The 13,662-nt window shown below is 43.2% G+C and carries 18 protein-coding genes; 6 read left to right on the plus strand and 12 right to left on the minus strand.

Annotated elements, in window-relative coordinates; translation table 11 throughout:
- Nucleotides 1-35 precede the first annotated feature (35 nt).
- Entirely contained in the window at nt 36-1,136 is a 1,101-nt protein-coding gene (gene priL / locus MmiAt1_RS08590; protein WP_318786470.1) for a DNA primase regulatory subunit PriL, read from the plus strand.
- Nucleotides 1,137-1,231: 95 nt separating this feature from the next.
- A complete protein-coding gene (locus MmiAt1_RS08595) occupies nt 1,232-1,516 on the plus strand; it encodes a type II toxin-antitoxin system Phd/YefM family antitoxin (protein ID WP_318786488.1) in 285 nt (94 codons plus the stop codon).
- Nucleotides 1,517-1,556: 40 nt separating this feature from the next.
- Here MmiAt1_RS08595 and MmiAt1_RS08600 read toward each other — a convergent pair whose 3' ends face one another.
- Nucleotides 1,557-2,882, minus strand: a complete 1,326-nt coding sequence (locus tag MmiAt1_RS08600) for a cobyrinic acid a,c-diamide synthase CobB (protein WP_318786471.1) — start codon at nt 2,880-2,882, stop codon at nt 1,557-1,559.
- A gap of 408 nt (nt 2,883-3,290) precedes the next feature.
- On the opposite strand from MmiAt1_RS08600, the gene MmiAt1_RS08605 reads away from it, so the two are divergent.
- Entirely contained in the window at nt 3,291-3,428 is a 138-nt protein-coding gene (locus MmiAt1_RS08605; protein ID WP_318786472.1) for a hypothetical protein, read from the plus strand.
- 96 nt (nt 3,429-3,524) lie between these two features.
- On the opposite strand, the gene asd is transcribed toward MmiAt1_RS08605, so the two are convergent.
- Nucleotides 3,525-4,553 (minus strand): aspartate-semialdehyde dehydrogenase, encoded by a 1,029-nt coding sequence (asd, locus tag MmiAt1_RS08610; RefSeq protein ID WP_318786473.1) that lies wholly within the window; start codon nt 4,551-4,553, stop codon nt 3,525-3,527.
- A 19-nt stretch (nt 4,554-4,572) separates the two neighbouring features.
- Between asd and MmiAt1_RS08615 the strand changes: the two genes are divergently transcribed.
- Nucleotides 4,573-4,764: a hypothetical protein gene (locus MmiAt1_RS08615; RefSeq protein ID WP_318786474.1), complete on the plus strand. Its 192-nt coding sequence runs from the start codon at nt 4,573-4,575 to the stop codon at nt 4,762-4,764.
- Between the two features lie 29 nt (nt 4,765-4,793).
- Here the strand turns inward: MmiAt1_RS08615 and MmiAt1_RS08620 are convergent, their stop codons facing one another.
- The 5 genes from MmiAt1_RS08620 to MmiAt1_RS08640 form a co-directional block, all read right to left on the minus strand.
- Complete coding sequence (locus tag MmiAt1_RS08620) at nt 4,794-4,970, minus strand: 4Fe-4S binding protein (RefSeq protein ID WP_318786475.1); 177 nt, start codon at nt 4,968-4,970, stop codon at nt 4,794-4,796.
- 339 nt (nt 4,971-5,309) lie between these two features.
- Nucleotides 5,310-5,483: a 4Fe-4S binding protein gene (locus tag MmiAt1_RS08625; protein WP_318786476.1), complete on the minus strand. Its 174-nt coding sequence runs from the start codon at nt 5,481-5,483 to the stop codon at nt 5,310-5,312.
- Nucleotides 5,484-5,664: 181 nt separating this feature from the next.
- The gene (locus MmiAt1_RS08630) at nt 5,665-6,087 is read right to left on the minus strand and encodes a hypothetical protein (RefSeq protein WP_318786477.1); all 423 of its coding nucleotides are present in this window, start codon (nt 6,085-6,087) and stop codon (nt 5,665-5,667) included.
- A 106-nt stretch (nt 6,088-6,193) separates the two neighbouring features.
- Nucleotides 6,194-7,495 carry a hemolysin family protein gene (locus tag MmiAt1_RS08635; RefSeq protein ID WP_318786478.1) on the minus strand — a complete coding sequence of 434 codons (1,302 nt, stop codon included), beginning with the start codon at nt 7,493-7,495 and terminating at the stop codon, nt 6,194-6,196.
- A gap of 224 nt (nt 7,496-7,719) precedes the next feature.
- On the minus strand, nt 7,720-8,559 hold the full coding sequence (locus MmiAt1_RS08640; protein ID WP_318786479.1) for a DUF2238 domain-containing protein: 840 nt from the start codon (nt 8,557-8,559) through the stop codon (nt 7,720-7,722).
- 217 nt (nt 8,560-8,776) lie between these two features.
- Here MmiAt1_RS08640 and MmiAt1_RS08645 point away from each other — a divergent pair, with 217 nt between their 5' ends.
- Entirely contained in the window at nt 8,777-9,100 is a 324-nt protein-coding gene (locus MmiAt1_RS08645; RefSeq protein WP_318786480.1) for a rhodanese-like domain-containing protein, read from the plus strand.
- A gap of 209 nt (nt 9,101-9,309) precedes the next feature.
- Here the strand turns inward: MmiAt1_RS08645 and MmiAt1_RS08650 are convergent, their stop codons facing one another.
- From MmiAt1_RS08650 to MmiAt1_RS08670, 5 genes are all read right to left on the minus strand, one after another.
- Nucleotides 9,310-10,158, minus strand: coding sequence for a metal ABC transporter permease (locus tag MmiAt1_RS08650; RefSeq protein WP_318786481.1), 849 nt, complete (start codon nt 10,156-10,158; stop codon nt 9,310-9,312).
- Nucleotides 10,158-11,195, minus strand: coding sequence for a metal ABC transporter ATP-binding protein (locus MmiAt1_RS08655; RefSeq protein WP_318786482.1), 1,038 nt, complete (start codon nt 11,193-11,195; stop codon nt 10,158-10,160). Before MmiAt1_RS08655 ends, MmiAt1_RS08650 begins: the two co-directional genes overlap by 1 nt.
- Nucleotides 11,195-11,371, minus strand: coding sequence for a hypothetical protein (locus tag MmiAt1_RS08660; protein WP_318786483.1), 177 nt, complete (start codon nt 11,369-11,371; stop codon nt 11,195-11,197). Before MmiAt1_RS08660 ends, MmiAt1_RS08655 begins: the two co-directional genes overlap by 1 nt.
- A 179-nt stretch (nt 11,372-11,550) precedes the next feature.
- Nucleotides 11,551-12,504, minus strand: coding sequence for a metal ABC transporter solute-binding protein, Zn/Mn family (locus MmiAt1_RS08665; RefSeq protein WP_318786484.1), 954 nt, complete (start codon nt 12,502-12,504; stop codon nt 11,551-11,553).
- A gap of 312 nt (nt 12,505-12,816) precedes the next feature.
- Nucleotides 12,817-13,299, minus strand: coding sequence for a metal-dependent transcriptional regulator (locus MmiAt1_RS08670; protein ID WP_318786485.1), 483 nt, complete (start codon nt 13,297-13,299; stop codon nt 12,817-12,819).
- Nucleotides 13,300-13,457: 158 nt separating this feature from the next.
- Between MmiAt1_RS08670 and MmiAt1_RS08675 the strand changes: the two genes are divergently transcribed.
- On the plus strand, nt 13,458-13,662 hold a 205-nt coding region (locus MmiAt1_RS08675; protein WP_318786486.1), incomplete at its 3' end, for a hypothetical protein.

Genomic DNA, 13,662 nt, shown 5'->3' on the forward strand with positions numbered 1-13,662 from the left:
TATTTTATATAATCCAAGCACCAAGACAGTACATCATGTCTCCGGAAGAACTTGCATTATTTCCTTTTTTAACGGAAACATCGGAATATGTCGAGGAATTGGATTTTTCGCTCGACTCGCTGATGACTTCCATCGCTTTTGAGTCCGTCAGAAGGCGCGGCTTTGAGCGTGTCATGCAGGCTTTTGAAGGAGAAGTTTCAAAACCGTCTTTCGGAAACGACAAAGAAGTTTTGTCGGAATTGCTGTCCTATCCGTATGCGCGCATTCTGGTTTCCTGCGTCAGCGAACCTGCTTTTACGCGCCGTTACGCATTGGCTGAGGCAACCGCCGCGCATTCAATCATGAAAAAAACGGTTGAAAAAGATCCAGATTTCGTTTTGGACATCGGCCGTGATTTCGGTATTTCCGCCGCTTTGTCTGACGAACACATCCGCATTTATTTTTCGGACTACATTCGCTATTCGCTGTCGATGAAAGATCTTTCCTGGAAATTGATTAACCGCCATATGGAACACGGGTATGTCACCATTCAGCGCGAAGAATTCGCCCGTCTGCTTCAGGAAGCGATTCGAAAAAGAATCGAAGGATCTTTGCCGGTTCCCGAAATTCCCGATGAAATCCGCGAAGCTTGTGAATCGCAGGTTGCCGAATTGAAAGCCAAATATGAAGAACAGCGTCAAAATCTCGGCGATGCCGATTTGGGCGAAGTCGATTTTTCCATGTTCCCGCCGTGCATCAACAAAGCGCTTTCAAACGTCAGAGAAGGTGTCAACTTGGCGCACTCCATGCGTTTTGCGCTTGTGTCGTTCCTGCTCAACGTCGGCATGCAAGTCGACGACGTCGTCAATGTTTTCAACATCTCTCCCGACTTCAGCGAAGAGAAGACGCGCTACCAAGTGGAGCACATTGCAAACAATCAGTATAAAACGCCCGCCTGCGCGACAATGCAGACGTACGGCAACTGCGCCGGCAGGGATAACATGTGCGCCAAGATTCGCCATCCGCTCGGTTATTACAGTGCTTTAAAGTTTTTGGCGGCGAAGCGGCAAGCCGAAGAAGAAAAGTTCGGAAAGGACGAAGAAACAGAAAGTAAAGAAAAAACTGAAACAGAAACTGTTGAAAACACAACTGTTTAAACTCGTTTTAGAAACGAAATTAATAAATTGTAAATAGGCGGCATATATGTTTTATTTTTGAGAATATTAATCCAAATTTTAAAGGAGGAGAAAGTCTGTTAACTGTTAAGTATTCTATTTTTAAAAAGAATCTCAAAACATATTTGGATGAAGTCAATAATAATTCTAAAATAATTATAATAACCCGAAAAAACAACAAAAAATCTATACTTATGCCAATGGAAAAATATAACGGCATAATGGAAGAACAGAGAAGATTAAAAAATATAGAATATCTAAGAGACTTGGACGAATCCATTCAACAAATTGAAAACGGGAAAGTTGTTCCCAAAACACTTGAAGAATTGCAAAAGCTTGCGGCCTGTTTTGAAAATGAATGATTTTTGTTTTAAATATCATTTTCTCTATTCTTTTTTTAATTTATTTCCTCTTATTCACTCTGCATTTTTCAACAAAATCTTCAATCGGGAAAGATCCCGGATGCATTTGCATGTATCCTGCCAGCACATTGTATTCGTGCAAGCCGTCTTTTTTATCCGCAATGCCTTTTCCGCGAAGCATTTCATAAGCAAATTCCGCATCTTTTGAGGGGTCTGTCACGGAATAATGGAATTCGTGCGCGCGGATGTTTTTGGTTCCGAAATCGGATGAGAGCGGTTTTGCTTCGGCGTAACCGAGACCTTGAAGTCTTTTCGTAATTCTGGATTCGGCCGGAAGAATGCCGGCCATTTTGAAGGTGCCGTCTTCGGTTTCGTAAGATTCGCAAAGGTAGGACAAACCGGCGCCTTCGCCGAACATCGGAACGCCGTCGGCAGCCAAATCTTTTAATTTCTTTGTCGTTGATGATTCTGAAAGTTCTTTAATATGGAATTCGGGGTAGCCGCTTGCAAAATAATAACCGTCGGCCTCGGGAAGCTCGCCGGCCGTCGGACTGAAAAATTCAAGATGTGCGCCGGCATTTCTGAACGCGTCAAACATGGCCGGATAATGGAAGCAGAAAGACGGTTCGCGGGCAATGCCGATTGTCACATCTGTTTCTTTGGGTTTGATTTCTTCGGGTTCGGGACGTTCTTTTTCATAGTCGGCGGCGATTTGAAGCATCAAATCAATGTCCATGTTTTCTTCAATAAATTCGGCCAGCTGCGAATAATCCAAATCTTTTTCTTCCGGCAAATGAAGCCCCATATATCTTTCGGGAACGGCAATGTCGGGATTTCTCGGAAGTGCGCCGACAATCGGAATTTTGTCATCAAGCGCGCCTTTGATGAGTTCCAAATGTCTGGGACTGCCGATCTTATTGAGAATCACGCCGGCGATATGAACATCGGGATCGAATTCGGCGAATCCTTTCAGCATTGCGGCGGTGCTTCTTGACATACCGTGTGTGTTGATGACCAAAAAGACGGGGATATCCAGTGTTTTGGCAACGTGGGCGGCGCCCGAAATTTCGGTGGAATCCATGCCGTCAAAAAGTCCCATGACGCCTTCGACAATGGAAATGTCAGATCCCTTTGACGCGCGCATAAATTGGTCGACAACGGCATCGGTTCCCATCATATAGGTGTCCAGATTGTATGACGGGCGGCCGGAAATAACGGCATGGTAAGCAGGATCAATGTAGTCGGGGCCGGTTTTAAATCCTTGGACGGCTTTACCGCGTTTTTTAAGCGCTGCCATGAGGCCCATGGAAGAGGTTGTTTTTCCGACGCCGCTGTTCGTTGCCGCAATTAAAAATCCTTTGGTCATGCTTTCACCCGTTTGTTTAAAATTTAAAATGACTTAAAATTTAAAATGAATTAGATTAAAGTGGATTAAAATGAATTGTAATCGTTACTGAAAGAAACATTCGCGATTCGAACAAATAAGTATTTCCCCTAAAGAAAAGAAGAAGCTGTTTCAAGATAATTGACTTTTCTGAGACAAAATTCAAAACAATTATGCATAGAAGTAATAATTCCCGGGAATCAAAATTAATTGGTCAGATTAATAATGATGAATTTGTCATTTTATTTTTGCCGATTTGAGAAAATATAATTGTATTTTGATAAATCAATCTAATTTGTTTTTAAACGGCTGAATTTGAAATTTCAATGATTTCTGTTAGAAAGGCGGCATTCTTCTGATTGCACTGTCAAGTTCGATCAGGTCCCGCATATGCATCCGTTTCTTTTTAGAGCAGCCGTTCGCTTGCGCGAACGGAGGTACAGATTACCTTCCGGTTTCCGTTTGGGTCTGCTGTCTTCCTGTTTCCGTTTGCTGCTGCCGCCGGCGCGCGCGAGCCGTATCAATTGAAGAAAAAATGAAAAAACGGACCACGTTTTTGATAAATAAATGAAAAAAAGAAAAAGAAATTGAAAAAGAATAAAAAAGAAATTGAAAAAGAAATCTTTAAAGATATCCTTTTTCTTTGAGCAGTTCGGCGTTCAAAACGCTGGCGCCGGCGGCCCCGCGGATGGTGTTGTGGCCGAGCGCGACATAACGGATGCCTTCTCTGATTCTGCCGACAGACACGCTCATGCCTTTGCCCATGTCGCGGTCGAGTCTCGGCTGCGGGCGGTCCAATTCGTCGCGGACGATAATCGGATGCTTGGGCTCGGTCGGGAGGTGCGAAAGTCCGGGATCGAATTTAAGGAAAGCGTCGCGGACGGTCTCGGGTTTCGGATTGTCTTTGAGTGTCGCCCAAACCGCTTCGGTGTGGCCGTCGATGACCGGCACGCGGTTGCAGGAAGCGCTGACTTTGAAGGGCGCATTCTTGACTTTGGCGCCGTCGAATTCGCCGAAGATTTTCAAGGTTTCGGTTTCGATTTTTTCTTCTTCGCCGCCGATGTAAGGCACAACGTTGTCGTAAATGGACATCGCGTAAATGCCGTTGTAGCCGGCGCCCGAAATGGCCTGCATGGTTGCGACATTGATATTTTCAATGCCGAACTGAAGCAGCGGCTTTAAGGTGACCGCCATCATGATGGTGGAACAATTCGGGTTGGTAATAATGCAGCCGTCCCATTTTCGGTTCTTCTTTTGAACGTCAATCAAATCCAAATGGTCGGGATTAACTTCGGGAATGGCGAGCGGAATGTCTTCTTCCATACGGAAGGAGGAAGCGTTGCTGGCAACAACAAAGCCTTCTCTTGCAAAAGCCGGCTCAATCGTCATGGCCAAATCCGCGGGCAATGCGGAAAAGACAATGTCTGCGTCAATGTTTTTCGGATCGATTGTGACAACTTCAATGTCTTCGACAGATTCCGGAATTTCGGTGCCGATTTTCCAGTCGGCAACGTCGCCGTATTTTTTGCCGGCGCTTCTCTCCGATGCCGCAAGAGCCGAAATTTCAAACCACGGATGGTTGTCCAATGCCTGAATAAAACGCTGGCCGACATTGCCGGTCGCGCCTAAAACACCAACTTTAATTTTTGCCATTTCTGAAAACCTCAATTCAATGATTACAAACGAATCGTTTAAACACTCAATAAAATTGAAGGGATTATTAAAGTTTCGCTGGCAAAAAGAAAATAAAAACAAACGAACGAAAAAACGAAAAAAACAGCAAAAAGAAAACGGAAAAACAACAAAAAGAAAACGGGAAAAACATCAAAAAGAAAACGGAAAAATAAACAAAACTGAAATTTAAAGTGATTCAAGAATGAATCATCTTTAAAATCAGCTTTCTGCAATTGCTTCAGCCGGGCATGCGGAAATACAGTTGCCGCAGTCGGTGCATGCATCTTTGTCAATAACGGAAATGCCTGCATCGTCCAATGTAATGGCACCTGACGGGCAGTCATCAACACAAATACCGCATCCGGTACATTCAGATCTGTTTACAACGGGTAACATTTTGAATCCTCCAAATAACTTGAATTGTTCGAAAAAACAGATTTTTCAAACAAAGTAAGAATAAAACGAAAAAATACTATAAAAGGATTTTCACAAAAATGTATCGGGCGGCTTTATTTTTGTTGACGAAACGAAAAAACAGCGGATAAACAAAAAATATTTGCATTAACGAAAGAGAAAAGAAAGTGCGATTCGCCAAACGAAAATGAATCAAAATGAAAGTAAAACAATAATTGTAAAAATCCTGCAAAATTTTGTAAAATCTTCTGAAATTTGAAAAATATTGTAAAAATAAACAAAAAAAGCAGACAAAAGTCTGCGTTTAAATTAAAAAAAGACTTACAGCGTAATGGCCGCAACAGGGCAAACGTCAATACAGGCGCCGCATTCAACACATGCGTCCGCATCGACGGTGGAGATTCCTTCCGCATCCAGGCTGAGCGCCTCGGACGGGCATTCGTCAACACAAAGGCCGCAGCCTGTGCATTCGTCTCTGTCAATAATCACTGCCATGATTTTTCCTCCGGTATATGAGAATTAAAATTAATTTAATCAATAACAAAATTGTATAATCCAAATTCGTTTTTCATAATTTTCATTCGTTTTTATGAACACTGTAAAATGCATTCATAAACAAGATAATGACTGAATTGAAATATATATCTTTTGAAAAAAGAAAAAATAACGGCCGCTTTTACTTGTCATTGACCAGGAAATCAAATCGTTTTCCGGTATCCAGATTCAAGCCGACAGAAAAAAAACAAACGCCGCCGCCTTCAACATGAACGCGATGCACTTTCCAGTCTCCGACCGGCCGGCAGAAGAAATTAATCCAAAGGCATCTGTCACCTTTTTCATTTGTAAAAGGAATGTATTGGCGGTAATAACGTTCAAGTTCAATAAAAAGGTCCGTCTGCGCCCAATCCGACGCCGGGTTTTCCGCCATAAAAGTCACAAAATCTTCCGTTCGTTTTTCATTAAAAACGGCGACGGCTTTTTCCAAGAGCGGCTCGGCCGTTTTCAGCTCGCCGGCATCCGTCTCCCGAGATTCGCTCTGCAGGCGGTAGCGGACAGGAAGTTCCGAAAACGGAAGAACAATTGATTTGGAATCAGTCATAAAATCCCCGATTTGTGAATTTATTTTGTGAATTTATTTTGTCAATTTTTTCTTTCATCCGATCTTTAAAATGAGATGAAATGAAATGAGATGACATGAACCGCCGTTATTCAACAGACGGCTCGGATAATTCTTTTTCAGTCACCAGCACTTTATCGATACGCGCCGAATCCATGTCAACCACTTCGATTTCATAATGAAGCCAATCGAATTTATCGCCGGCACTCGGGATTTTTCCGATTCTGTCCAAAATCATGCCGCTGAGCGTGTTGTAAGAATATTCGTTTCGGAAATCCAAAAGGTCGAAATATTCCAGGAAATCATAAAACGGATACTGGCCGTCAATCAGCCAGGAATTCGAATTGCGCTGAACAATTTCATATTCCTCGTGCGCGGGGCGTGTGGCCGCGTCGCCGACAAGCGCTTCGAAAATGTCGCTCAGCGTGACCAAACCCAAAATGCTGCCGAATTCGTCGGTAATCAATGCATATTGGTTTTGAGCTTCACGGAAATTTTCAAGAACGGAAAGAATTGTCATGTTTTCCGGCAGGAAATTCGCAGACTTCATGACATTTTTAATGCTGAAATCCGGACGATTTATCTCGCCGATAAGCTCTTTGACGGGCAGAACGCCGAGAATATTATCAATTCCGCCGTCGGTTACGGGATAAACGGAGTAAGGCGTTTCTTCAATTGTTTTGAGAACTTCAGGCTGAGAAGCCGAAACATCGATTGAAATAATGTCATTTTTGTGCGTGATCAAAGAACTGATTTTGCGGTCGTCCAGACTGAAAATGCGTTCGACCAAATCCTGTTCGGTTTCGTCGATTGCGCCGCCGTCAATGCCTTCCTGAACGATGGCAATGACATCTTCTTCCGTTGTTGCCGGCTCATACGGTTTAATGCCGAAGATTTTACCGACCAGATTGGCCGAACCGTTGACGAACCAGGAAACCGGTGACAAGATTTTTGAAAGCAAATTCATCGGCCTTGAGATAATGCTTGCAATTAATTCGGGCCGAGAATAGCCGATTTTCTTCGGGATCAACTCTCCGAGAACGATTAAGAAATAAGTGACAATTAAAACGACAATCAAAACAGCAAGCGGAAGAGCATAAAATTCAGACACGCCGACGTTTACAAGAATGTCGGCCAAGTCTCCGGAAAGCGAAACACCGGAATAAATACCGAGAAAAACGCCGATGGCTGTAATGCCGATTTGGACGGTGGACAAAAACCGGGATGGGTTTTCGGCAATATCAAGCGCTGTTTGAGCGCCGGCTTTGCCGTTTTTTGCCGCGCTTTTGAGCCGGGATTTGCGCGAAGATGTAATTGCAACTTCTGACATCGACAGAAGGCCGTTTAATAAAATCAAAATAAAAATAACAATAAGTTCAAGATAAGCCATAGTGAATCAAACCGAATACATGTCCTTTGTTTAACCTTGCTTTTAAATCTTTCTTAATTTTGAAGGATTTTATTCAATTTTATTTCAATTTTATGATTTGTTAATTCCGGCAATTATTTTTCGCCGGAAGCATCGTTTTCATCCGAAACGAATTCGCCGGAAGCATCATTCGTATCAGGATTGCCGTATTAATCAGAATTGCTGTATTAATCAGAATTGCTGTATTAATCAGAACCGGCGTTTGCATCGGGATTGTCTTTTGCATCGGAATCGTCTTTTGCATCAGAGTCACCGTATTTTTCATCAGATCCAGTTTGAATTCTTTTGGTTTCCATAAACGGCTTGCCGCGGGAGAGGTAGAAATAACCGACAACAGAAACGATTAAAGCGCCGATTGTGTCCACGATCAGGTCTTCCATTGTATCGATAATTGCCGCGCTTTGATAAGCCGGATTTCCGGTCAGATAAGCGGCGGCGTTTTCGTCCCAGCACTGCATTGTTGTTCCGAAAAGCCAATCCATTAAATATTCGGCAATTTCCCAGAGCGCGCCGATCGCAACGGCGAACGTGAATGAAAAAAGCGCGACATAAAACGGATTCAAATCCAAATTCGCTTTCTTTGAATCGTTGAGCGCAGATGTCAAAGCGAAAGCGATCAAACCTAAAATGATGCCTGAAATGGTGTGAAGCATCGTATCCCACCAGGTGAAACGGTCAAAGAAACTGAATGCCTGGCCGAGGAAAGATCCGGCAAAAATGAAAAGCGTAATGACAACAATAAGGCGCTGATCAACGACAAATCCCATTCTTTTTTGAATGAATCCGGGAAGCGTCATATAAATCAGAGTCATGATGATGAAGAAGAAATAATAGATGTTCTCCTGCAAGATGTTGTCCAGCGTAACCCCGTCTTCCAATCCCGTAAAAACGTTTAATGCGATTAAGGCGATACTTAAAAGCAATACGAACCAAACGAAATACCGAAGATATTTCGAAATTTTCGGTTCAACAACACAATTTGCATATTCTTCCTGCTTTGAAGATTTTGTTTTTTTATCCCCCATTTTTACACCGTCCCCGATTTTAAAAAATTGATTTTAACTAATACCGTTTTCATAATATAAATGTCTTAAGAAACGTTAAAACTGAAACAGGAACAAAAATGAAACAAAAAAAACACAAAAATGAAACAAAAAGGAGCAAAAAAACGAGAGATATAAAATAAGAAAGAATATATAAATGGAATCCGATTATAATTATACAAACAATCGGAGGAAAACGATGAGTTACAAAAAAGAATCACCTCAAAAAATTCAATCAATACTTGCCGAAAAAGATGTCAATCTGGTAGATGTCAGGTCCCCGCAGGAGAGATCCTCTGACGGATACATTTCCGGTTCATTGAATATCGACATTCGCGGTTCGAATTTCGACCAAAAATTGAACGAACTGGACAAAGACAAAACAATTGTCTTTTACTGCCATGCCGGCAACCGTTCGGCATCCGCCGCTCAAAAAGCCGTCAATACGGGCTTTAAAGATGTTTACATGATTGAAGGCGGCATCACCGGCTGGAAATCAAACGGTTTGCCCGTTGAGAGATAAAGGCAATTGATTCGGCGGCGGCGCGTGTGAACGGCATCGATTTTAAAAAATGGAGTAAAAACAAAGACTGATTTTGAAATTAAGCAAAATCAGCACCAATATTTTTTAAATTACTTTTTGAATTTTATCGAACGGATTTTGAAACGAATCAAATCAGCATCAACATTTTTTAGAATTCTTTTTTGAACTTCAACGAACGGATTTTGAAATTAATCAAAATCAGTATCAATATTTTTTCTTTGAATTCTTTTTTGAACTTCATCGACACCGACGATAAACAGGTAAACAACGCTCATCACCATAATAATCGTCGCTCCCGACGGCAAATCAAACTGGTAAGACAAAGCCAAACCGATCAGGCTTAAAACAGCCCCAATGATGCTGGAATAAACCATCATCGTCTTCATATTGTGCGAAAACTTGCGGCTGATGGATGCCGGAATGGAAAGCATTGCGATAATTAAGATGATGCCGACGACTTTAATCATGGCAACCGTTGCCAGCGCAAGCAGACACAGGAGCAGCAAATAAATCAGATCCGCTGACACGCCGACGACGCGCGTATATTCTTCGTCAAAGCACATAGACAGAAACTCTTTGAAAAAGAGAACGACGACGATTAAAATAACAATATCGATGATCACCATGAGCCAAATATCGGATGCCGGAACGGTCAGAATATTGCCGAACAAATAAGTCATCAAATCGGGCGCGTACTTCGGCGCCAGATAAATCAGAATAATACCGATAGCGGCGCCGAGAGACCACAGAATGCCGATGGCCGAGTCTTCGGAAACTTTTGTTTTCTTGCTCAAAAATCCGAGCGCAGCGGCAGACAAAATGCTGAACGGCAAAAGCCCGAGAAGCGGATTCAGTCCGAGATAGAAGCTGAGACCGAGGCCGCCGAAGCAAGCGTGGGAAATGCCGCCCGCAATGAAAACAATTTTTTTCGTCACGACATAAACACCGATAACGCCGCAGGCAATGGACGTCAGAATCGTTGCCAAAATCGCGCGCTGAATGAAAGTGTATTGGAGCGCGTCCAGAATTTCCAGCATTATTTGGCCTCCTGTGTGCCGGCAGAGTCGGCGGCAGCTGAATCGGCGGCAGCTGAATCGGCGGCAGCTGAATCGGCGGCAGCTGAATCGGCGGCAACAGAGTCGACAGCAGCAGAGTCGACAGCAGCAGAGTCGGCGGCAGCAGAGTCGGCAGCGGAATCACCGGCATCCGATTCAGGATTTGTGATGCCTGAGATCGGAATCGGCGTGCAGCCGCAGCCGCAAGCGCTGTCGTCTGCGCCGTGCGCGTAAGGATGTGTTCCGAGAACGCGGTGCGGCATGCCGTGCGCAACCAAGTCGATGGAACAGCCGTAAGCGGCAATGAAGTCTTCACGCGACATTTCTTTATTGTCGTGGAAATAGAGGCGGCGGTTCAGGCACGCGATTTTGTCCATGTGCGCGGAAACGGCGCCGATATCGTGACTGATGACGATGATTGCCATTTTCTTTTTGAGCTCGTCTAAAATTCTGTAAAGTTCGTCCTGCATGAATGTGTCCAATCCGGTATTGGGCTCATCCATGAGCAGGAATTTCGGGTCGTTTGAAAGCGCGCGGGCGATGAAAACACGCTGACGCTGACCGCCCGAAATTTGTCCGATCTGTGCGTCTTTGTATTCGGTCATGCCGACCGTCTCAAGCGCGTGCATTGCCGCTTCTTTGTCCTCTTTGGAATAACGGTGAAAAAGTCCGGCGCGCTTAAGCCGGCCCGTCAGGACGACTTCCATCACGCTGATCGGGAAATCATAATCGTATTTGCTGTACTGGGGAACATATCCGATATACGGCCGCGCTTTTTCCGGCGGCAGGCCGAAGACGGAAATGCTGCCTTTTGAAATCGGGATGAGACCAAGAACCGATTTCAAAAATGTCGTTTTACCGCCGCCGTTGGGGCCGATAATTCCGAGAATTTCGCCGGGACCGTCGATTCGAAGCGACACGTCTTCGAGAACGGTATGCGTGTCATAGCGAACCCAAAGATGCTCGACATCTAAAACAGGAGTGTTCTCAGAAAATAAATCAGGATATATAGAACTCATTAAAATTCCTCGTTTGAATCATCAGAGAGCATCGTTTCTTCACGTTCTGCAATGAGATAGACTAAATTGAAAAAACATTCTTGACATACCGGTGTTTGAGCAGAAGTTATAAAGGCAGCTAAATCCATTTGCAGCACTTTATTACAAAACGAACATTTTTGATATTTTTTAGTCATTTCTTTTCCCTGATTTTTATCTGTTCAATGAAATAGTCCTACTCAAATCGAATAACTGTCATTTATAATCCAACAAGAATTATTACAAAACGATTGTAAAACGATTGTAAAACTATTGATTGTTGAGTGATTTAAATTGATTGGATTTAATTCAATTGATTAAAAATTTGCTCCCAAATTTAAGACATTTCCTCGGCCAAAACCTGTCCGACGTATCTCATATTTTCAACGTAATTTTTTGCAAGCGGATCAATCACGAAAACTTCGCCGCCGAATCCTTCGGCAATCGCAGTTGCACCGGTTATGCTGACCTGTTCCTGAACGAAAATGACGGAAATATTGTTTTCTTTGGCGATGTCAATGAATTTGACGATGTCTTTGGGCGCCGGTTCTTTGCCGTCGACTTCCACGGAAATTTCCGTCAAATTGTAATCGCGGGCAAAATAAGCCCAGGCGGGATGGTAAACCATGAAGTTGCGTGTTTTCAAATCGGAAAGCTCGGCCGTGAGCTCGGCATCCAGCGCTTCGAGTTCCTTAATGTAAGCGTCGGCGTTTGCACGATAATAGGACGCGTTTGCAAAATCCAATGCAGCAAGCCCTTTGTATGTGTTTTCAACCATGACAATCGCGCATTTCGGAGAAGTCCAGATGTGCGGATCGGTTGAGCTGCCGCTTTGAATCAAGGTGATGCCGGCGGACGAATTGATGACCGTCATATTGAGATTCATTTCGGCAAATGCTTTCATATTGTTCGTTTCAAACGGTTCGCCGGAACCGAGCTGCATGTAAAGGTCGGCTTTGGACAAATCTTCCAACTGGCGGGGCGACGGATCGTAAGTGTGTCCCGCGCCCGGCGGAATCATGGAAATGGCAATCACATTGTCGCCCCCGACTTTTTCAATAAACTCGGTTTGGGGAACAACGCTTGCGGCAACCAGGATTTTGCTGCCGTTGACAACTTGACCGACAGATTCGTTGTCCAGCGGGTCGTAAGATGCGTTCGGGTCACCGTGGTCGTGGCCGTCGTGGTCATCATGACTGCTGTCACCGAGACAGCCCGAGAATGAAACGGCTGCAATGAGAAGAACGGCAAGCGCCGCAACAAAAATGAAACTTGATTTTTGGAATTTCATAATAATCTCTTTGATTTTTTAATTTGATTTTTAAATTAATTTTTAAATTAAATTTTAAAATTTGATTTTAGATTTGATTTTTGATTTATTTTTGAATATAATTGATGAATTAAAATTTGAAATTGAATGAAGATAAGTTGGAATTTTTGAAAAAGACTGTTATAATTTTGGAAAGACTGTAATTTTGGAAAGGTTGTTTAATTTTGGAAAGATGATCTGAATTTTTGGCGTCACACCAAAATTTAATATTCGTGCAAAGAATCATTGAAATGAAATAATATCAAGATCTGTGACGCGTATTTAACTTGTAAATTACAGTTTTTTAATCAAATTCGGGCGATGCTCATGGAAACAGGAGTCATGATTGATTTGAGCGCCTCCGGGTTTGACGCAGCATGAAATTGTCGGATGCCCCATTGACGAACAAATGCGGTCAATTGCTTTTTTGGAAACGGATGATTCGATTCGCGCGGTTTCGTCACAGGATTCTTCGGGTGTTAAACCGTAATGAGAGAACATCAATCCGAGAATTTGATGGCGCTTGAGACAAAATTCGGCGTACGCGCGTCCCGAATCAGTTAATTTAACGCCGCGGTAAGGAATGTGATCAATGTAGCCGTCATCGGAAAGTTCTGCAATCAGTTTTGTCACTGTTGACGGATCAACGTCAAATTCTTCGGAGATTTCGGTTGTCCGGACCGTCTCATTTTTAGAAAGCAGGAATTTTAAATAAGAAACCTTGCGCGGGCTGAGCTCCAATCCGGTGATTTCTTCGTTTTTGGTGTTTTCTGTCATGAAAAGAAAGAGGAGATTTAGAGTTATAAAGATGTCGGAAAAGTTTGGCATTGAACCAAATTTCAGAGTGATTTAATCGAACATAGGATTAAAACAGTAAAACAGCTTAGCTGTGAGTTCTGCTGCTTGTTTCCAATTGGCATGTATCTTATTACTGTTTGCCATATTGGTACGCATCTTACTGTTTGCCATATTGGTACGCATCTTACTGTTTGCCATATTGGTACGCATCTTACTGTTTGCCATATTGGTACGCATCTTACTGTTTGCCATATTGGTACGCATCTTACTGTTTGCCATATTGGTACGCATCTTACTGTTTGCCATATTGGTACGCATCTTACTGTTTGCCATATTGGTACG

It is taken from the genome of Methanimicrococcus hacksteinii (assembly GCF_032714515.1).
In the GTDB taxonomy this organism is placed as follows: Archaea; Halobacteriota; Methanosarcinia; order Methanosarcinales; family Methanosarcinaceae; genus Methanimicrococcus; species Methanimicrococcus hacksteinii.